General features: G+C 73.0%; 20 protein-coding genes and 1 riboswitch. Of the genes, 2 read left to right on the top strand and 18 right to left on the bottom strand.

Annotation, left to right across the window (positions count from 1 at the left end):
- Window positions 1–6: 6 nt before the first annotated feature.
- The gene (locus tag ACZ6S0_RS08110) at window positions 7–1,050 is read right to left on the bottom strand and encodes an LLM class F420-dependent oxidoreductase (RefSeq protein WP_465914540.1); all 1,044 of its coding nucleotides are present in this window, start codon (window positions 1,048–1,050) and stop codon (window positions 7–9) included.
- Window positions 1,051–1,140: 90 nt separating this feature from the next.
- Between ACZ6S0_RS08110 and ACZ6S0_RS08105 the strand changes: the two genes are divergently transcribed.
- On the top strand, window positions 1,141–2,028 hold the full coding sequence (locus tag ACZ6S0_RS08105) for an endonuclease/exonuclease/phosphatase family protein (protein ID WP_465914537.1): 888 nt from the start codon (window positions 1,141–1,143) through the stop codon (window positions 2,026–2,028).
- 22 nt (window positions 2,029–2,050) lie between these two features.
- On the opposite strand, the gene ACZ6S0_RS08100 is transcribed toward ACZ6S0_RS08105, so the two are convergent.
- Genes ACZ6S0_RS08100 through ACZ6S0_RS08085 form a run of 4 tightly spaced genes read right to left on the bottom strand, consistent with a single transcriptional unit; the run spans window position 2,051 to window position 5,711 of the window.
- Window positions 2,051–2,623 (bottom strand): nucleotidyltransferase family protein, encoded by a 573-nt coding sequence (locus ACZ6S0_RS08100; protein WP_465914535.1) that lies wholly within the window; start codon window positions 2,621–2,623, stop codon window positions 2,051–2,053.
- Entirely contained in the window at window positions 2,620–3,735 is a 1,116-nt protein-coding gene (locus ACZ6S0_RS08095; protein WP_465914533.1) for an XdhC family protein, read from the bottom strand. The genes ACZ6S0_RS08100 and ACZ6S0_RS08095 overlap by 4 nt, the downstream gene beginning before the upstream one ends.
- A complete protein-coding gene (locus tag ACZ6S0_RS08090; RefSeq protein WP_465914531.1) occupies window positions 3,728–4,828 on the bottom strand; it encodes a vWA domain-containing protein in 1,101 nt (366 codons plus the stop codon). The genes ACZ6S0_RS08095 and ACZ6S0_RS08090 overlap by 8 nt, the downstream gene beginning before the upstream one ends.
- A complete protein-coding gene (locus tag ACZ6S0_RS08085) occupies window positions 4,821–5,711 on the bottom strand; it encodes an AAA family ATPase (RefSeq protein WP_465914529.1) in 891 nt (296 codons plus the stop codon). Before ACZ6S0_RS08085 ends, ACZ6S0_RS08090 begins: the two co-directional genes overlap by 8 nt.
- A 294-nt stretch (window positions 5,712–6,005) precedes the next feature.
- Between ACZ6S0_RS08085 and ACZ6S0_RS08080 the strand changes: the two genes are divergently transcribed.
- Window positions 6,006–6,254, top strand: coding sequence for a hypothetical protein (locus ACZ6S0_RS08080; protein WP_344889826.1), 249 nt, complete (start codon window positions 6,006–6,008; stop codon window positions 6,252–6,254).
- A 30-nt stretch (window positions 6,255–6,284) separates the two neighbouring features.
- On the opposite strand, the gene ACZ6S0_RS08075 is transcribed toward ACZ6S0_RS08080, so the two are convergent.
- The 13 genes from ACZ6S0_RS08075 to ACZ6S0_RS08015 form a co-directional block, all read right to left on the bottom strand.
- Window positions 6,285–6,770 carry a PH domain-containing protein gene (locus ACZ6S0_RS08075; protein WP_465914526.1) on the bottom strand — a complete coding sequence of 162 codons (486 nt, stop codon included), beginning with the start codon at window positions 6,768–6,770 and terminating at the stop codon, window positions 6,285–6,287.
- Window positions 6,771–6,789: 19 nt separating this feature from the next.
- Entirely contained in the window at window positions 6,790–7,257 is a 468-nt protein-coding gene (gene ribH, locus ACZ6S0_RS08070) for a 6,7-dimethyl-8-ribityllumazine synthase (RefSeq protein WP_344889831.1), read from the bottom strand.
- Window positions 7,254–8,513 (bottom strand): bifunctional 3,4-dihydroxy-2-butanone-4-phosphate synthase/GTP cyclohydrolase II, encoded by a 1,260-nt coding sequence (locus tag ACZ6S0_RS08065; protein WP_465914523.1) that lies wholly within the window; start codon window positions 8,511–8,513, stop codon window positions 7,254–7,256. Before ACZ6S0_RS08065 ends, ribH begins: the two co-directional genes overlap by 4 nt.
- On the bottom strand, window positions 8,510–9,169 hold the full coding sequence (locus ACZ6S0_RS08060) for a nicotinamide mononucleotide transporter family protein (RefSeq protein ID WP_465914522.1): 660 nt from the start codon (window positions 9,167–9,169) through the stop codon (window positions 8,510–8,512). The genes ACZ6S0_RS08065 and ACZ6S0_RS08060 overlap by 4 nt, the downstream gene beginning before the upstream one ends.
- Entirely contained in the window at window positions 9,166–9,756 is a 591-nt protein-coding gene (locus ACZ6S0_RS08055) for a riboflavin synthase (protein WP_465914520.1), read from the bottom strand. The genes ACZ6S0_RS08060 and ACZ6S0_RS08055 overlap by 4 nt, the downstream gene beginning before the upstream one ends.
- Window positions 9,756–10,940, bottom strand: a complete 1,185-nt coding sequence (gene ribD, locus ACZ6S0_RS08050) for a bifunctional diaminohydroxyphosphoribosylaminopyrimidine deaminase/5-amino-6-(5-phosphoribosylamino)uracil reductase RibD (protein ID WP_465914519.1) — start codon at window positions 10,938–10,940, stop codon at window positions 9,756–9,758. The genes ACZ6S0_RS08055 and ribD overlap by 1 nt, the downstream gene beginning before the upstream one ends.
- A 109-nt stretch (window positions 10,941–11,049) precedes the next feature.
- Window positions 11,050–11,180, bottom strand: a riboswitch (FMN riboswitch).
- A gap of 78 nt (window positions 11,181–11,258) precedes the next feature.
- Window positions 11,259–12,068, bottom strand: a complete 810-nt coding sequence (locus tag ACZ6S0_RS08045) for an oxygenase MpaB family protein (RefSeq protein ID WP_465914518.1) — start codon at window positions 12,066–12,068, stop codon at window positions 11,259–11,261.
- Between the two features lie 73 nt (window positions 12,069–12,141).
- Window positions 12,142–12,822 carry a ribulose-phosphate 3-epimerase gene (gene rpe / locus ACZ6S0_RS08040; protein ID WP_465914517.1) on the bottom strand — a complete coding sequence of 227 codons (681 nt, stop codon included), beginning with the start codon at window positions 12,820–12,822 and terminating at the stop codon, window positions 12,142–12,144.
- A 69-nt stretch (window positions 12,823–12,891) separates the two neighbouring features.
- Window positions 12,892–13,875 carry a phosphatase PAP2 family protein gene (locus tag ACZ6S0_RS08035; protein ID WP_465914515.1) on the bottom strand — a complete coding sequence of 328 codons (984 nt, stop codon included), beginning with the start codon at window positions 13,873–13,875 and terminating at the stop codon, window positions 12,892–12,894.
- A gap of 70 nt (window positions 13,876–13,945) precedes the next feature.
- On the bottom strand, window positions 13,946–15,373 hold the full coding sequence (locus ACZ6S0_RS08030) for an RsmB/NOP family class I SAM-dependent RNA methyltransferase (RefSeq protein WP_465914513.1): 1,428 nt from the start codon (window positions 15,371–15,373) through the stop codon (window positions 13,946–13,948).
- On the bottom strand, window positions 15,370–16,296 hold the full coding sequence (fmt, locus tag ACZ6S0_RS08025) for a methionyl-tRNA formyltransferase (protein ID WP_465914511.1): 927 nt from the start codon (window positions 16,294–16,296) through the stop codon (window positions 15,370–15,372). The genes ACZ6S0_RS08030 and fmt overlap by 4 nt, the downstream gene beginning before the upstream one ends.
- A gap of 4 nt (window positions 16,297–16,300) precedes the next feature.
- Window positions 16,301–16,849, bottom strand: coding sequence for a peptide deformylase (gene def / locus ACZ6S0_RS08020; RefSeq protein WP_465914509.1), 549 nt, complete (start codon window positions 16,847–16,849; stop codon window positions 16,301–16,303).
- Window positions 16,850–16,913: 64 nt separating this feature from the next.
- Window positions 16,914–18,254, bottom strand: a complete 1,341-nt coding sequence (locus tag ACZ6S0_RS08015) for a hypothetical protein (protein ID WP_465914508.1) — start codon at window positions 18,252–18,254, stop codon at window positions 16,914–16,916.
- Window positions 18,255–18,281 lie beyond the last annotated feature (27 nt).

Genomic DNA, 18,281 nt, shown 5'->3' with positions numbered 1-18,281 from the left:
CTACCCTCATCCAGCGGCGATCTCCTTGATCTGCTCGATCAGCCGCACCCGGTCCTCATGCGTCCTGCCGAACGGCGTCACGTTCAGCGTGGTGACCCCCGACTCCCTCATCGCCTGTACGCGATCGCGCACGAACCCCTCGCTGCCCACCAGCGACATCTTCTCCAGCAGCTCGGCCGGCACCTGCGCGGCGGCCTCGTCCTTCCTGCCCTGGAGGTAGAGGTCCTGGATCAGCGCGGCCTCCTTCTCGTAGCCGTAGCGCCTGGCCAGGTCGTTGTAGAAGTTCTTGCCCCTGGCGCCCATGCCGCCGATGTACAGGGCCGCGATCGGCCGCCCGAACTCCAGCAGCCCCGCCACGTCGTCGCCGATCGCCAGCGACGCCTGGGCGATCACGTCCAGCTCGCCCAGCTCGGGGTCGCGCCGGGACCTCCCCGCGGCCAGCGACGGGCCCCAGACCTCGGCGGCCTTCTCGGGCACGTAGAAGATCGGCTCCCAGCCCTCGGCCAGCTCGGCGGTCAGCTCGACGTTCTTGGGGCCGATGGCGGCCACCACGATGGGGATGCGGGAGCGTACCGGACGGTTGATGATCTTCAGGGGCTTGCCGAGGCCGGTGCCCTCGCCGGGCGGGAGCGGCACCGTGTAGTGGCGGCCCTCGTACTCCAGGCGCTCGCGCCGCCACACCTGGCGGCAGATCTCGATGATCTCCTTCGTCCGCCCGAGCGGCGCGGTGTACGGCACCCCGTGGAAACCCTCGACCACCTGCGGCCCCGACGCGCCCAGCCCCAGCGTGAACCGCCCGTCGGAGACGTAGTCGAGCCCCGCCGCCGTCATGGCCAGCAGCGCCGGGGTGCGCGAGTAGATCGGCAGGATGCCCGAGGCGATCTCCAGCCGTTCGGTCTTGGCCGCGATGTAGCCCATCTGGCTGACCGCGTCGAACGAGTACGCCTCCGGCACGAACACGATGTCGAGCCCGGCCTTCTCGTAGTCGGCCAGTTCCTCGACCGACTCCTTGAAACCGCCCGAGTAGTTGAGTGCCATACCGATGCGCATGCGGGCTCCCACCGACCGAATGATGTTCTGTTGAGGTGGCACCATGTTATCGCGCGGGCGCGGCAGGCAGGAGCCGCTAGCCTGGTTCGAGTGCTGAGTCGGGTCGTCGTCATCGTCTCCGCCGTGGTGGCCGCGGCCCTGGCGGGTCACAGGCTGATCCCCGCGCTCGGCGGGTTCACGCCCGTGCTGGAAAGCCTGCTGCCCTGGATGGGGCTGGCCGTGCCGCTGCTGCTCACGGCCGCCGCGATGGCGAGGTCGACGGCCGCGGCCCTCGCGGCGCTGGTGCCGGGGGCGGTGTGGGCGCTCATGTTCGGCTCCACGCTGCTGCGCACCCCGCCGGGCGGCCCGAGCGACATCGACGTCGGCACGGTCAACGTGGGGGTGCGCAACAGCGCCTCGGGCGAGGCCGTACGCGCGATCGCCAAAGACCTCGACGTCCTGGCCGCCCAGGAGCTGACCAGGGGCGGGCCGGCCGCCAAGCAGCTCAACAAGATGTTCAAGTACCACTATCCGGTCAGCACGGTCGGCCTGTGGAGCCGCTACCCGATCAGCGAGACCAAGCCGCTCGACGTCGGCCTGGGCTGGCCGCGCGCCCTGCGCGCGGTGATCACCACCCCCAAGGGCAAGGTGACCGTCTACGTCATGCACCTGGCCTCGGCCAGGCCCGGCGAGACCGCCTCACGCGACTCCTCGCTCGCGCACGCGCGCAAGCTCATCGACGCCGACCCCAGCAAGCGCATCCTGCTGCTCGGCGACCTCAACACCGCCACCACCGACCGCGGCATGCGCGGGCTGACCCCGCCGCTGACCGACGCCCAGAGCGCGGCGGGCGAGGGGTTCGGGTTCACCTGGCCGGCCGAGTTCCCGGTCACCAGGCCCGACCACATCCTCTACCGGGGGATGACGGCGACCAAGGCGGGGGTCGCACCGGCCACGGGCAGCGACCACCGGGCCGCGATCGCCTCACTCCGCCTCTGATCCGCTGCCGGTCCGCGCCCCCTCAGGGGTGACTCCTCGAAAGCAGGTCGAGGTCGTCGGGCGTGTCGACGTCGGCCGGGTCTCCGTGCTCGTCGCACGGCACCTCGGTGACCAGTTCGGGATGGGCCTTCAGGTACGGCCGCGCCCCGACGTCCCCCACGGCCAGCTCCGCGACCCCGGCGAAGTGCGTACGGGAGATCAGCACGGGGTTCCTGCGCCGCCCCGCGTAGGTGGCGACGGCCAGCCCGGCGCCCGAGGCGATCAGCGCGCGGACCGCGCCGGGCCGGATCAGCGGCTGGTCCACCAGCGCGACCACCACGGACTCGGCCTCCTCCGGCAGCGCGGCCAGCCCGACGCGCAGGGAGGAGCCCATGCCGGAGGCCCAGTCCGGGTTGCGTACGGTCACCGCCCGGCGCACCTGCACCGTGGCCGCGCCCAGGACGACCACGACCGGATGGCAGCCGCCCTCCTCCAGCAGCCGTATCCCGCGGTCGACCAGCCGCTCGCCCTCGTACTCGACCAGCGCCTTGGGCTGCCCCAGCCGCGACCCGGCGCCGGCGGCCAGCAGCAGTCCGGCGACCTTGGAACCCCTCACCTCGCCGCACCCCGCGCCCCGGGGCCGGGCTCGTGGTGGATGCGTCCCTCGGTGGCGGACAGCGGGCGGCCTGAGCCGCCCCAGCGGAGCTGGATCAGCTCGGCGGCGATCGACACGGCCGTCTCCTCCGGCGTGCGCGCGCCGAGGTCGAGCCCGATCGGCGAACGCAGCCGGGCCAGCTCGGCCTCCGTCAGTCCCGCCTCGCGCAGCCGCGCCAGCCGGTCCTCATGGGTACGCCGCGAGCCCATGGCCCCCACGTAACCGGCCCCGGTGCGCAACGCCACCTCCAGCAGCGGCACGTCGAACTTGGGGTCGTGGGTCAGCACGCAGATCACCGTACGCTCGTCCACCTCCACGGAGGCCAGATAGTCGTGCGGCCACTTGACCACGACCTCGTCGGCGTCGGGGAACCGCTTGGCGGTGGCGAAGACCGGCCGCGCGTCGCACACCGTGACGTGATAGCCGAGGAACTTGCCCACCCTGGCCACCGCCGCGGCGAAGTCGATGGCGCCGAACACCAGCATCCTGGGCGGCGGCGCGAAGGAGTGCACGAACACGGCCAGGTCGTCCAGCCGCCGCTCCCCCTGCCCGCCGTAGTGCCGCAGGCCGGTCAGCCCTTGGGCGAGCATGCCGCGGGCGTCGTCGTCCACGGCGGCGTCGAGGCGTTCGAGGCCGAGGGTGCCCGACGTGCGGCCGGGCCAGATGACGCGGCGGGCGCCGACCCGGCCGGGGCCGGAGGCGATGGTGGCCACGGCGACGGGCTCGCGCGCCTCGATGGAGGCCGCCACCTCCCCCAGCTCGGGGAAGGTCTCGACGGAGACGGGCTCCACGAGGATGTCGATGATGCCGCCGCAGGTGAGCCCGACGGCGAAGGCGTCGTCGTCGCTCACGCCGTACCGCTGCAGGACGGGCGTGTCGATCCCGGCGGCCAGCTCGAACACCGCGCCCTCGACGCAGCCGCCGGAGACGCTGCCGACCACCTCGTCGCCGCACACGGCCATGGACGCGCCCGGCTGCCTGGGCGCGCTGCTCCACGTGCCCACCACCGTGGCCAGCCCGAACCTGAGCCCCGACCGCCACCACTTCATGATCTCCGGCAGCACGTCACGCATGGGCGAGCCTTTCACTGAGTCGCTCGTAGGCGGCCAGGCTGTGCCCGGCCACCAGGTCGTCGAGGTACGGAAGCGCCGCCCGCATGCCTCCCGTCAGCGGCTGGTAGTCGTCATACCCCTTGTGCGGGTTGACCCAGATCACCCGGTACGCCTGCCGGGCCAGGCGGGCCATCTGCGCGCCCAGCAGCTCGGGGTCACCGCGTTCCCATCCGTCGGAGGCGATCACCGCGATCGCTCCCCTGGCGCTGTAACGAGCGAGGAACTCCTTGAGTTCGTCACCCAGCCGGGTTCCGCCGCTCCAGTCGGGGATGACCTTGGACGCCTCGTTCAGCGCGGTGCCCGGGTCGCGGTGGCGCAGCTCGGCGGTGATCGGGGTGAGCCTGGTGCCGACCGAGTAGACCCTGGTGGCCCTGGGCTCGCTCCTGACCAGCGCGTGGGCGAAGCGCAGCAGCGTCTCGGCGTACGGGGCCATCGAGCCGCTGACGTCCACGAAGAGCACGACCGGGCGCGGCCTCGTGGTGTGCCGGCGGCGGCGGAGCCCGGCCACCTCGCCCTTCCTGAGCGCGTCGCGGATCGTCCGCCGCTGGTCGAGGACGCCCCGGTGGGCGCTCTCGAACCGGCGCGAGCGCCGCCGGGCCCGGCCCGCCCTCAGCATGGCCAGCATGCGGTGCACCTCGGCCCGCTCGGCGTCCGTCAGCCGCGCGACGTCGCGGTGGCGCAGCACCTCGATCCGGCTGGCCGTGGCCGGGGCCGCCGTCCCGTCGTCGTCGCCGTCGCCTTCCCCGCCCTGCCACCCGGCCAGGTGGCGGGTGACGCTCGTGGCGGCCGTACGGGTCAGGGCGGCCCCGTGGCCGCCGAAGTAGGCGGCGAAGCAGCGGTCGTAGCGGGGCAGGTCGTCAGGGGTGGCGCAGAGCGTCAGGCGCCCGGCCCAGTACACCTCGCCCGCGTCGGTCACGTCGAGGTGGGCCAGCGCCCGCAGCAGGTTCTGGGTGCGCTCGTGGTCGGCCGCGACGCCCGCCGCGCGCAGGGTCCTGGCGAACCCCGTCATGGTGGCGGCCGGTCCGCCCGCACCCGGGCCGTCCCGGTCAGCCATGGCCGAGCAGTCCGTTGCCGATCACGGTCGCCACGTCCTCCCGGTACTTCAGCGCCGCGCCGAGCGTGGCGGCGGCCATGCCGGGATCCAGCTCCTTGGCGCCCAGCGTCAGCAGCGCCTCGGTCCAGTCGAGCGTCTCGGCCACGCCCGGCGGCTTGACCAGGTCGGCCCGCCGCAGTCGCTCGGCCGCCCGCGCCACCTGCGTGGCCAGCGCCTCGGTGCAGTCTGGCAGACGCCGCAGCAGGATGGCGACCTCGCGGTCGAAGCCGGGATGCTCCAGCCAGTGGTACAGGCAGCGCCGCTTGAGCGCGTCGTGCACCTCGCGCGTGCGGTTGGAGGTCACCACGACCACCGGCGGCGTCTCGGCCCTGACCGTGCCCAGCTCGGGGATGGAGATCGTGAAGTCGGAGAGCACCTCCAGCAGGAACGCCTCGAACTCGTCGTCGGCCCGGTCGATCTCGTCCACCAGCAGCACGCTCGGCTGCGTCTCGATCGCCTTCAGCAGCGGCCTGGCGATCAGGAAGCGCCGGTCGTAGATCTCCCCCTCCAACCGGCTCACGTCGGTGACCCCCGCGGCCTCGGCGGCCTTGAGGTGCAGGAGCTGGCGGGCGAAGTCCCAGTCGTACAGGGCCTGGGCGGCGTCCAGCCCCTCGTAGCACTGGAGCCTGATGAGCGGCGCCTTCAGCAGCGCCGCCAGCGTCTTGGCCAGCTCGGTCTTCCCGACGCCCGCCTCGCCCTCGAGGAACAGGGGCCGCCCCATGCGCAGGGCCAGGAAGGCGGCCGTGGCCAGCCCCTCGTCGGCCAGGTACGCATGCCGGTCGAGCAGCTCGATGAGCTTCGCCGGAGACTCGATGTCCACCGGCCTGATTGTCCGCCGCAGCACGCTTTCAGGCTACGACGACACTTCGCGTTCGCGATATTCGCCCGAAACGGCCGTCACCCACGGTAAGCTGGCGCTCACCGAAAGAGATGACGGACAAGGCCCGCCCCCGAGCCTCGCCTCCCGAGGTTCCCCATCGGCAAGATCCGGCGCCACCGGGACCGGGGCTTGACAGCGAGGACATCAGCGAGCAACCGGAGAAGAGATGATCCACGTCGGCAGTCGTCCCGCACGCCCCCACCACGTCACAGCCGGCGCGGCCGGTGCGCCGGTCGCGGAAGTGTCGGGCGGGTCGTGATGCACGCGCACCTCAGCGCGCCCGACCCCTGGGACACGTTCCCCGTCTCCCCCGAGGTCAGGCAGCGCAGCAAGATCACCGCCGCGCGGCGGGCGATCGACGTCGCCCTGCAGTCGCGCTTCCTGTGGGTCAGCAGTGAGAAACGGGAGGCCATCTCCGCCTGCGAGGATCTCGAGCTGCTGCAGAAGTGGCTCATCCACGTTCTCACGGTCGACTCGGTCGACGAGCTGTTCCTCGAGGCGGGCTGACCCCCGTGCAGGTCTCCGGCCGCCTCCGGGTCACCCCTGCCGGTCCTGGCCGGCCCCTGGCGCGTCGCCCTCGCGGGCCTCGCCGCGTGCGCTGATGAGGGCGCGCAGCTCGGCCGTCGCCCGGCGGGCGCGCGACTTCTCCGACCCCTGGATGCCCATGGCCCCGATCGTCCGGCCGTCGGAGAAGTCGATCCGCGGCCACGGGTCGCCGACCACCAGCGTGACCTCCAGGATCTCCGCCCACTCGTACCGGTGCGTACGCAGGGCGTTGACGATCGTGACGCCCCGCTCGTCGGCCTCCACCCGCACCCGGCCCAGCAGGTGCAGCACGAACGCCACCGCGCAGCCGAACGCGACGAGCGCCACCCGGTCGGGCAGCTTGAACGGCTGGGCGATGAAGATCGCCATCATCACCGACCCCACCACGATCAGCGTGGCGAAGCCGTAGGCGACGAGCCGGCCCCGGCGCGGACGCCAGGTGACGGGCAGGGGAGGAGGGGAAACGGGCTCTGGCACGAGGGAAACCTACCGCAGCTCAGTGGAGGTCTCTCAGAAGGAGGGCGGTCTCGAGCGCGGCGATGGCCGACTCGTACCCCTTGTCCTCCTTGCTTCCCGGCAGTCCCGAGCGGTCGAGCGCCTGGTCCATCGTCTCGCAGGTGAGCACGCCGTTGCCGACGGGCGTCTCCTCGTCGAGCGAGATGCGGGTCAGGCCCGCCGTCACCGAGTCGCAGACGTAGTCGAAGTGGGCGGTCTCACCGCGGATCACCGCGCCCAGCGCCACCACCGCGTCGCAGCGGCGGGCGAGGGCCTGGGCGACCACCGGGATCTCCAGCGACCCCGGCACCCGCACGACCGTCGCCGTGGCGCCGCTGTCGTCGCACGCCCGCAGGGCCCGCGACACGAGCTGGTCGGTGATCTTGGCGTGCCAGCTCGCCGCCACCACCCCCACCGTCAGCCCCGACGCGTCGGGCGCCGCGACGCCCGGCCTTCCTTCGCCGCTCATGACGCCTCCGAGATGTCGTGGCCGAGCCGATCGCGCTTGGCCTTGAGGTACCGCTCGTTGTACGGGTTCATGGCCACGGGCATGGGCTCGCGGCCGAGGACCTTGATGCCGTAGCCGTCCATGCCCTTGAGCTTGGCCGGGTTGTTGGTGAGCAGCCGAACCGACCGGACGCCGAGGTCGGCCAGGATCTGGCCCGCGTTGGAGAACTCCCGCGCGTCGACCGGCAGCCCCAGCTCCAGGTTCGCGTCGACGGTGTCGCTGCCGTTGTCCTGCAGGCCGTACGCCTTCAGCTTGGCCAGCAGCCCGATCCCCCGCCCCTCGTGGCCGCGCAGGTAGACGATCACGCCGCGGCCCTCCTCGGCGACGGCCGCCATCGCGTGGTCGAGCTGCACCCCGCAGTCGCAGCGCAGCGACCCGAACACGTCGCCGGTCAGGCACTCGGAGTGGGCCCTGACGAGGACGTTCTCGCCGTCGGACAGGTCGCCGTAGACGAGCGCGACGTGCTCTCCGCCGTCGAGCGCGCTGGCGTAGCCGTACGCCCGCCACGTCCCGTACGCGTTGGGCAGCCGCGTCTCGGCGACCCTGGTGACCATGCTCTCGGCCCGCCGCCGGTAGTCGACGAGCTGCTCGATGGAGACCAGGGCCAGGTCGTGCTCGTCGGCGAAGCGCCGCAGCTCGGGCAGCCTGGCCATGGTGCCGTCGTCGTTGACCACCTCGGCCAGCGCCCCGGCCGCCGACAGCCCGGCGAGCCTGGACAGGTCGACGGCCGCCTCGGTGTGACCGCGCCGGGCCAGCACGCCGCCCTCGCGGTAGCGCAGCGGGAAGATGTGGCCGGGACGCACCAGCTCGTCGGGCTCGGTCGCCGAGTCGGCCAGCGTACGGATCGTCCTGGCCCGGTCGGCGGCGGAGATGCCCGTGGTGATGCCGTCACGGGCGTCGACGGTGACCGTGTACGCCGTGCGCATGTGCTCCTTGTTCTGGAAGACCATGAGGGGCAGGCCGAGCCGGTCGAGCTCCTTGCCCTCCATGGCCACGCAGATCACGCCGCTGGTGTGCCGGATCGTGAACGCGCACAGCTCCGGCGTGGCCCTGGCGGCGGCGAAGATGAGGTCGCCCTCGTTCTCCCTGTTCTCGTCGTCGACCACGACCACGGGCCGGCCCTGCCGGATGTCGTCGATGGCGCGCTCGATCGGGTCGAGCTTGATGTCACTCACTGGTTCACCGCCGCGTTCGGGGTCGAGCTTGATCTCGTTCATTGGGCCACCGCCACGTTCGGGGCCGCGGCTCGGTATTCACGCAACCACTTCACAAAACCCACCAGGACCAGGAGGAAGAACACGCCGTACACGGCTCCGGAGACCACCAGCCCCGAGCTGAACGCCAGCGGCACCCCGACGAGGTCGACCGCCACCCACACGATCCAGAAGTCGACCAGCGCCCTGCCCTGCGCCCAGGTCGCCAGGGCGCTGCCGACGAAGATGTAGGCGTCGGCCGCCACCAGGAACGCGCCCTTCGGCAGCGGCTCGTGCGCGCCCCACGACAGCCCGGTCACGTAGAACAGCAGCCCGATCACGGCGGTGCCCACCAGCATGACGCCGACCAGCAGCGAACGCTCCCACCACTGGGCGGGCCGGACCGCGAGCGGCCTGCCGTCCTGGGTGCCGCGCCGCCACGCCAGCCAGCCGTAGACGGCCAGGACCGCGAACAGCGCCTGCTTCAGCGCGTTGCCGGTGATCTGCGCGTTGATCGAGGCGATCAGCAGCAGCACCGACCCGGCGAACTGCACCGGCCACGTCCACATCGACCTGCTCATGGCCAGCACGACCGTGGCCAGGGCGGCGATGTTGCCGACCAGGTCGGTCCACAGCACGCGCGTGCCGAACACCTCGAACCCGGCGTTGAGCCAGTTCACTGTCTGACCACCAGCCTCTCCACATACTTCGCGATCACGTCGACCTCGATGTTCACCACGTCGCCCACCTGGCGCTCGCCCATGGTGGTGAGCTTCAGCGTGGTCGGGATGAGACTCACGCCGAAGCTTTCGTCGTCAACCGTCGTGACCGTCAGGCTGATTCCGTCGACGGCGATCGAGCCCTTCTCGGCGACGTACGGGCCGAGCGCCTCGGGCAGCGTGAACCGCAGGTCGTCCCAGCTCTCGCCCGGGTCGCGGGACAGCAGGACGGAGGTGCCGTCGACGTGGCCCTGCACGATGTGGCCGCCGAGGCGCTGGTCGGCGCGTACGGCGCGTTCCAGGTTCACCGCCGAGCCCGCCGCCAGGCCGCCCAGGGAGCTGCGGTCGAGCGACTCCCTGATCACGTCGACGGTGAACACGTCGCCCTCGACCGCCACGACCGTGAGGCACACGCCGTTGACCGCGATGGAGTCGCCGTGCTTGGCGTCGGAGGTGACGATCGGGCCGCGCACCGACAGCAGGGCTCCGCCGCCCGCCTGCTCGATGGCCACCACGTCGCCCTTTTCCTCAATGATCCCGGTGAACATCACTTCTCCCTGCCTGGGTGGGTGGCGGGCCGGGCGATCAGCCGTACGTCCGGCCCGATGGGGGAAATCTCGTCGAATCTGAGGCGGTGCAGCTCGCCGATCGTCCGCACCCCGGCCTCGCCGAGCGCGGACCTGCCGGAGCCGAGCAGCGCCGGGGCCACGTACGCGACCACGCGGTCGACCAGCCCCTGCCTGACGAACGAACCGGCCAGCGTGGGCCCGCCCTCCAGGAACACGCTCACGACCTGCCGCGCGGCCAGCTCGCTCAGGAGGGCGCGCAGGTCGAGGCCGTCGTCGTGGCGGGGCAGGCGCAGCAGGTCGGCCTTGAGGCCGGTGTCGGCGTCGTCGGCCACGGCGACGAGCGTGGGGGCCTGGTCGTCGAGGACGCGGGCGGACTGCGGTGTCCTGGCGTCGGGATCGACCACGACCCGCACCGGCACCCGCCTCCCACCACCCGGTCCGGCCTTCTGGTCGGCTGCGGGAGCGCCTTCGGCCGGGGACGGCCCAGGGCGCGCCGTAAGGCGGGGGTCGTCGCTCTGGGACGGGCCGGGGCGCGCCGTAAGGCGAGGGTCGTCGGCCAGTACCGTGCCGATCCCGGCGACGATCGCGTCGGCGGCGGCCCGCATCCGGTGCACGTCGGCCCGCGCCTGCGGCGAGGTGATCCACTGGCTGGTGCCGTCGGCGGCGGCCGACCTGCCGTCGAGCGTCGCGGCGAACTTCCAGGTCACGTGCGAACGCCCGAGCCGCGCGTACGTCAGCCACTCCTCGTTGACCCGCTCCGCCGCCTCGGCGAGCACCCCGGTGGTGACCGCGACCCCGTGGGAACGCAGCCGCGCGGCGCCGCCGGCCGCCTCGGGGTTGGGGTCGGACACGGCGATCACCACCCGCGCCACGCCCGCCGCCAGCAGCGCGCCGCTGCACGGCCCCGTGCGCCCGGTGTGGTCGCAGGGCTCGAGCGTCACATAGGCGGTGCCGCCCCGGGCCCGCTCTCCCGCCTGCGCCAGCGCGACGACCTCGGCGTGCGGCCCTCCGGCGTACGCGTGGAAGCCCTCACCGGCGACCTGCCCGGCGGCGTCGAGCACGACGCAGCCCACGACCGGGTTGGGGCTGGTGCCGCCGTGCCCGCTCCGGGCCAGCTCGACGGCGCGCGCCATGTGCGCGGCGTCACGCTCGGGTCTCTCCACCCCGGGCCTCCTACTCGCCAGTAGCTCAAAGCCACGGCGGGCCCCGGGGGATCTTCACCGCGACACCCGAAGGCACCACGGCAGGCGGCCGGCTGGGACGCCGGACACCTCGCGCGCTTCCTCCCATCCGGACTTTAACCGTCGGTCCCGGAATTTCACCGGGTCAACCGGCCGATGGCATCGGCCGGGTCGCGGACTGTCACCGCCGGTTCGGATTTTCACCGACCCCGGAGCACGCTAGCTCTCTTTCCGCTATCAGTGTGCCATGCCCGGAACCGAGCGCGCGACCGCCCCCACCTAACCGACCAAGCGCTCGTTTCAAGCGGCCATGAGCCGGTGCGCACGACGCGCCGCCGGGCTGTACCGGACCTGCCCGGGGACCAGCCCGATCCCGGTGTGCAGGGTACGCAGCGTGGCGGTGGCCCACAGGTCGCCGACCGGCGTGGCGGGCAGCCCGTACAGCCGCCTGGCCCAGCGCGGCAGGGTCGCGAACGCCAGCAGCGTCAACGCCGGCAACGCGGGCTTGAGCGGCGTCAGCAGCAGCGGGAGCGGGGCGTTGAACGACAGGCGCAGCGGATGGGCCGCCTCGGGGACGAAGCGCAGCCCTGGGCGGGCGGCCTCGATGTAGTCGCGCAACTCGGCCACCGAGCCGGGCACCTCGTCCGGCGACAGCCCCACCACCTCGGCGGCCCCGCGCCACTCGGCCACGAACGCGTCGGCCTCGGCGTCGGACAGGCGTACCCCGGCGCGGCGGGCGACCGACAGGTAGGAGTCGACCTCGCCCACGTGCACCCAGCGCAGCGCCTCGGGCTCGTCGAGGTGGAACGTCTCTCCGGTGTCGGGGTCGCGGGCGGTCAGGGTGGCGTGGATCTTGCGTACGCGGCGGCCGGCGCGCTCGACCTCGGCCCGGGTGCCGTACGTGCGTACGCGGACGAACTCGGTGGTACGGGCGAACCGCGACCACGACTCGTGCGGATCCATGAGCGCGGAGTTCTGCAGCACCCCGCGCATCGCCCTCGGGTGCAGACCCTGCATCAGCAGCGCCCGGAAGCCGCCCACCAGCAGGATCGGCTCACCCATCACCCGCCACGTCACCGAGCGGGGCCCGAAGATCCCATAGTCGCCCATAAGTAAAGAGTTACCCAGGTAAGGGACGTTTCAGTCACAGCCCACGGCCCCACGGCCCCACGGCCTCACAGGCTCACGGCGAGGGCGCGGACGCCGACTGGGCGCGGACGGCGGCGGCGCGGAGATCGTCGATGGCGGCCAGCGGATCGGCGGCCCCGTAGACGGCGCTGCCCGCCACGAACACGTCGGCGCCGGCCTCGGCGCACCGCACGATGGTCTCGGCGTCGACCCCGCCGTCCACCTGCAACCAGACGCGTCCGCCGTGCCGCTCGATCAGCTCACGCGACCGCCGGACCTTCGGCAGCACCACGTCGAGGAACTTCTGCCCGCCGAACCCCGGCTCCACGGTCATCAGCAGCAGCATGTCGACCTCGCCCAGCAGGTCTTCGTACGGCTCCACGGCCGTGGCCGGGTTGAGCGCGAGGCCCGCCCGGGCACCGAGCGAGCGGATCTCCCGCAACGTACGGATGGGGGCCTTAGCCGCCTCCGCGTGGATGGTCACGCTGCCCGCCCCCGCCTCCGCGTACTGCGGGGCCCAGCGGTCGGGGTCGTCGATCATGAGGTGGCAGTCGAGCGGCGTGGCGGTCGCCTTGCGCAGCGCCTCGACCACGGGCAGCCCCAGGGTCAGGTTGGGCACGAAGTGGTAGTCCATGACGTCGACGTGCAGCCAGTCGGCATTGGGCACGGCGGCGGCCTCGTCGGCGAGCCGGGCGAAGTCGGCGGCGAGGATGCTGGGCGAGATCTGTACGGCCATGATGCGCCAAGTGTAGTGAACGCCCCGCACTCCGGCCGCGCCCCCGCCGATCAACCGCCGCCGTGACCGCTAATGGACGGCCGCCCTGGACCGCCGTTCCACCCGTGACATCAGCCCGAGCCTGATGAACAGCACCGGCGCGCCCACCTGCACCCACAGCGCCAGCACGGCGTACCCGACGAACGTGGCCGCCTCGGTCTGTGGCAGCACTTCGCGCTCGGCGTACCAGATGAGCGCCGCCACCGCCGTCCCGAGCGCCCAGCGGGCGGCCCGCTGCCCGAGCGGCCCGCCCGCGTCGAACCAGCCGAGCCGGTACATGACCGAAGCCCCGGCCAGCGTGCCGAGCAGCACGCCCGCCAGGCTGACGACCGTGTCGAGCCGCTGGGGATCGATCGCCCCGGCGAACCTCCAGCTCAGGGGCGGCGTCCACCCGGCGTACGGGAGGTTGGCCAGCACCGCCGCGCCGATCAGCGCGCCGGAGAGCGCCGCGGACACGGCGAGCTGCGCCCACAGCGGCCGCCGCCGCCACCAGTGCGTCGCGGGCCGTTCGAACCTGCTCACCAGCGCCAGCACCACCAGCCCGAGCAGCACCCCGACGACCACGTCGGAGATGAAGTGCACCCCCAGGTACACCCGGCTCAGGCACACCAGCGCGACGAGCGCCCCCGCCGTCCACCACGCCCACGGCCTGGCCACCACCGCCGCCAGCCGTCCGAAGGCCGCCGTGCCGATCTGGGCGTGCCCGGACGGCAGCCCGAAGGCCCCCTCGACGGACAGCGGACGGATCCCGGGCTCGATCCAGTACGGCCTGGGCTGGTGCGCGGCGAGCTTGCCGATCGCGTTCGTGCCCGCCGCCAGCAGGACGGTGAGGCCCAGGCGCAGGCCCAGTGCCGGGCTGACGCACCAGTAGAGGACCGGCAGGCAGAGCAGGAAGAAGGTGTCCGTGCCGAACACCGACACCAGCTCCATCACAGGACGGACGGCATCGGGCAGCCCCTGCAGCCAGATGATCGGCGTCAGCTCGGCCCGGTGAAGGTCATCGAGAAGATCCACGTCGTAGATCGGACCACAGGAACCTCTCCGGTGCCAGATCCCCACCACCAGGACCGCCCCCGGCACGCCGTCAGGAGCGCTTGCGCAGCAGGGCCAGGAACATCGCGTCGGTGCCGTGCCGGTGCGGCCAGAACTGGGCGTGCGGCCCGTCACCGAGCCCCGCCACCTCGGGCAGGTGGCGGCGGGCGTCGAGCTGCTCGAGGTCAGGCCTGCGCGCCAGGACGTCGCTCACCACGACCCGCGTCTCGGCCAGGTGCGGCGAGCACGTGACGTACGCCACGACGCCGCCGGGGCGGACGGCGTCGACGGCCGTGTCGAGCAGCCGCCGCTGCAGCTTGCCGAGGTCGGCGATGCCGGACGGGTCGCGCCGCCACCTGGCCTCGGGCCGTCGCCGCAGCGCGCCGAGCCCGGTGCAGGGCGCGTCGAGCATGACCCGGTCGAACGCCTCCGGCCGCCAGGCGGGCTCGAGGCCGTCGGCGGTGACCACCGCGGCCTCCCGGGTGGTCTGCCAGACCAGCCGCGCCCGGTGGTATTGGACGTCGGCGGCCAGCAACCGCGCGCCGCCGGGAAAGCCCTCCGGCGCGGGATCGCCCGCCTCGGTCAGGTCTCCGTGGGTGGCGATGGCGTCGAGCAGCCCGGCCTTCCCGCCGGGGCCCGCGCACATGTCGAGCCACAGCTCGCCGTCACGGTCACGGTCACGGTCACGGCCGCCGTTCAGCGGCACCCGGGTGAGGGCGAGCGCGACCAACTGGCTGGCTTCGTCCTGGACCGCGGCGCGGGTCTCGGCCACGGCCGCGATCTGCCCGGGATCGCCCTCGCGCAGGTAGGCGGCGTACGGCGAGTAGCGCCCCGGCACGGCCCCCGCGTCGGCCAGCTCGGCCACCGAGCTGCGCCCCGGCCGCGCGACCAGGGTCACCAGGGGACGGGCGTTGTCGGCGTCGAGCAGGTCGGCCAACTCGTCGGGCGCGCCCAGGGCGTCGCGGAAGGCGGAGACGATCCATCGGGGGTGGCCGTGGGCGACGGCCAGGTGGCCGACCGGGTCGTCGGCCGGGTCGGGCGCGACGATGGGCACCCATTCGTCGAGTGTCCTGGAGCCGACCTTGCGCAGCACCGCGTTGACGAACTTGGCGGCCCCGGCGCCGACGCGCAGGCGTACGAGGTCGACGGTGGTGCCGACGGCCGCGTGCGGCGGGACGCGCATGCGCAGGAGCTGGTGGGCGCCGAGGCGCAGGGCGTCGCGTACGTCGGGGTCGGGCGCGCGGTCGCTGCACACCTCGATGACGGCGTCGTAGGTGCCGAGCCCGCGCAGGGTCCCGTAGGTCAGCTCGGTCGCCAGCGCGGCGTCGCGCCCCCTGATGCCCCGCTCGCGGAGCAGGCGCGGCAGGAGCAGGTTGGCGTACGCGTCGCGCTCGTCGACCGCGCGCACGACGTCGAAGGCCGCGTTGCGCGCCGGGTCGCGGGTGGGCCGGCGAGGCTTGCGCGGACGGCCGTCGGTCACGTGAAGACCTCGCCGCTCTCGGGGCGGACCCCCCGGGCCCACTCCCCCGCTCCCATCAGCCTCTTGCCCTGCGGCTGCACCTCGCCCAGCTCGACCGCGCCGGTGGCGGTGCCGACCATCACCGACGTCTTCGTGGCCGTGATCTCCCCCGGCGCCAGGCGCTCACCCGCTAGCACGCGCACCGGCCCGAGCTTGACCCGCTGGCCGCGGAACTCGGCCCAGGCCCCGGGATTGGGCGTGCAGGCGCGGATCAGGCGGTCGACGTGCATGGCGGGCTTGGCCCAGTCGACGCGGGCGTCCGAGACAGTGATCTTGGGGGCGACGGTGACGCCGTCGGCGGGCTGCGGGCGGGCCTCGAGGGTGTCGTCCTCGACGCCGTCGAGGGTGGCCGACAGCAGCCCCGCTCCCGAGACCGACAGCCGCTCCAGCAGCGACCCGCTGGTGTCGGAGGCGCGGATCTCCTCGGTCACCACCCCGTAGACGGGACCGGCGTCCAGCTCTTTGACGATCTGGAACGTCGTCGCGCCGCCGATCTCGTCGCCGTGCAGGATCGAGTGCTGGACGGGGGCGGCCCCGCGCCAGGCGGGCAGGATCGAGAAGTGCAGGTTGATCCAGCCGTGCCGGGGCACGTCGAGGGCCGACTGCGGCAGCAGCGCGCCGTAGGCCACCACGGGACAGCAGTCGGGCTCAAGGGCGCGCAGCCGGTCGAGGAAGGCCGGGTCACCGGCCTTCTGCGGGCGCAGCACCTCGATGCCGGTCTCCTCCGCCAGCGCGGCCACCGGCGAGGGGTGCACCTTACGGCCGCGGCCCGACTGGGCGTCGGGCCGGGTGACGACCGCCACCACCTCGTGCCGGGGCGAGTCGATCAGGGCGCGCAGCGACGGCAGCGCCGTCTCGGGAGTGCCCGCGAAGACCAGACGCATGCGTTCAGAGCGCCTTTCCGCCGGTGACGTGGGGCGAGACCTTGATCACGGGTGCGGCCAGGCCGCTCCACTCCGCCTCGCGCACGGCCTTCATGGCCAGTTTGCGCTGCTTGGGGTCCATGCGGTCGATGAACAGGATGCCGTCGAGGTGGTCGGTCTCGTGCTGGAAGCACCGCGCCATCAGGTCGGTGCCCTCGATCGTGACGGGCTCGCCGTGCAGGTCGAAGCCCTTGGCCACGGCGCGGACGGCCCGCGGGGTGGGGAACGACAGGCCGGGGAACGACAGGCAGCCCTCCTCGCCCTCCTCGTCGAGGTCGGCGGAGAGGTCTAGATCGGGGTTGATCAGGTGGCCGAGCTGCTCGTCGACGTAGTAGGTGAAGACTCGGAGCCCGACGCCGATCTGCGGGGCCGCGAGGCCGGCCCCCGGGGCGTCCATCATCGTGTCGGTGAGGTCTTTGACCAGCTTGCGCAGCTCCTTGTCGAAGTCGACGACCGGGGCCGCCGGGGTGCGCAGCACCGGGTCACCGAACAGCCGGATCGACTGGATCGCCAAGGGGGTCACTCCGTTTCTCAAGCGTGGACCAACCCAGTTTAGTGGGTGCGGGCGCGCGGGGCCGTCAGCCGCCGTGCGCCCTGGCGTGCTCCAGCGAGCGGGCCTTCATCGCGGCCTTGCGCGCCGCCTTGACCACGGCCTGGTCGTCGTGGGCGGTGGCGAGCATGTCGAGCACGGCGACCGTGTCGGGGTGGCCGACCGCGGGCATCTCGCCGACCAGCTTGATCAGGTCTTCGCCCGGCTCGGGCGGGTCGATGCGGACCGCGGCCGGGCCGGACAGGTGCATGAGCGCGGCCAGGGAGTCGACGGCGATCCAGGTGTGGTCGTCGGGGCTGAGCGCCGGGGCCTTCAGGTCGCGGATGTGCAGCCAGGAGGCGGCGTAGCGGCGCATGAGCGGATGGTCGAGCGCCTGCCTGACCGGCAGCTCGGCCTCCGGGCCCAGCTCCTCCAGGACCGCCCCCACCGCGCCGCGCTGGCCGGCCGTGCCGGAGGCGGCGATCTCGATCAGGTCGCGGGCGGCCGACTCGGGCGAGCGGCGCTCCAGCCACCCGGCCACCGCGCTCTGCGTGGCGCCGCCCTTGACGAGGGCGTCGACCAGCTCGGCCGCCGACAGGTCGGCGAACACCTCCACCTCGGCCGTCGTGGGCGCGTCGTGCCCCTCGCGCAGCAGGTCGCGGCGGATGGCCCAGACGCCCAGCGGGGTGAGCGCGGTACGGCCCGCGACGGTCTGCTCGACCAGCCCGCAGTACGTCAGCAGGCTCAGCGCCTCCAGCAGCTCCGCGGGCAGCGCGGCGGCGATCTTGCGCATCTCGGCGGGCCCCGGCGCGCAGGCCACCTCGTGGGACTGGAGGATGCCGCGGGCGAGGTTGGCGGTGGCGACGCCCGACCGTACGGAGTAGATCGTGGCCAGCATCTCGGCCAGGTGGCCGTCGACCACGGCCGACCCGGTGAGCCCGTCGTCGGCGCGGTCGAGCACGTCCATGACCACGCCGTCCCAGAACTCCAGCGTGGCCTCGACCGTGAGCTGCATCGACAGCGGACCCCGTGCGGCCCGGCCGCCGACGATCTGCAGCAGCCCGGTGTTGACGGCGACGATCCAGACCAGGCGGACGCGGGCGGCGGACAGGCCCAGCTCGACCGCGGCGGCAGCGGCGTCGGCCTCGGCCAGGTGCCCGTGCGGGGCGACCTGGCGGGTGCCCGTCCAGGCCGTGAGCCTGATCGCGTCGGCCACGAGCGGCACCGTGGGCACCGCCTTGGCCAGCTCGGCGTCGGACGCCGGCAGCACCGGCGGGAAGGTCAGCGCCTCGTGCTCCACCGGAGTCTCCTCAGGGGGCCGTGGCGGCACGGCGGCCTGCTCATCGATCAGCTTGCGCAGCTCGGCGAGGTCGAAGACGTTGTTTGCCACCCACGAAACTTACTGCACACCGGTCAC

The sequence above is a fragment of the Nonomuraea sp. NPDC051298 genome (assembly GCF_055586305.1).
This window is presented reverse-complemented; position numbering and strand designations above follow the sequence as displayed.

Excerpts from the sequence above, each read along its gene's own strand:
- ACZ6S0_RS08110 (WP_465914540.1), bottom strand. The coding sequence starts at position 1,050 with ATGCGCATCGGTATGGCACTCAACTACTCGGGCGGTTTCAAGGAGTCG.
- ACZ6S0_RS08095 (WP_465914533.1), bottom strand. The coding sequence starts at position 3,735 with ATGCGTGACGTGCTGCCGGAGATCATGAAGTGGTGGCGGTCGGGGCTC.
- ACZ6S0_RS08090 (WP_465914531.1), bottom strand. The coding sequence starts at position 4,828 with ATGGCTGACCGGGACGGCCCGGGTGCGGGCGGACCGGCCGCCACCATG.
- ACZ6S0_RS08080 (WP_344889826.1), top strand. The coding sequence starts at position 6,006 with ATGCACGCGCACCTCAGCGCGCCCGACCCCTGGGACACGTTCCCCGTC.
- ribH (WP_344889831.1), bottom strand. The coding sequence starts at position 7,257 with ATGAGCGGCGAAGGAAGGCCGGGCGTCGCGGCGCCCGACGCGTCGGGG.
- ACZ6S0_RS08065 (WP_465914523.1), bottom strand. The coding sequence starts at position 8,513 with ATGAACGAGATCAAGCTCGACCCCGAACGCGGCGGTGAACCAGTGAGT.
- ACZ6S0_RS08055 (WP_465914520.1), bottom strand. The coding sequence starts at position 9,756 with ATGTTCACCGGGATCATTGAGGAAAAGGGCGACGTGGTGGCCATCGAG.
- ACZ6S0_RS08045 (WP_465914518.1), bottom strand. The coding sequence starts at position 12,068 with ATGGGCGACTATGGGATCTTCGGGCCCCGCTCGGTGACGTGGCGGGTG.
- rpe (WP_465914517.1), bottom strand. The coding sequence starts at position 12,822 with ATGGCCGTACAGATCTCGCCCAGCATCCTCGCCGCCGACTTCGCCCGG.
- fmt (WP_465914511.1), bottom strand. The coding sequence starts at position 16,296 with ATGCGTCTGGTCTTCGCGGGCACTCCCGAGACGGCGCTGCCGTCGCTG.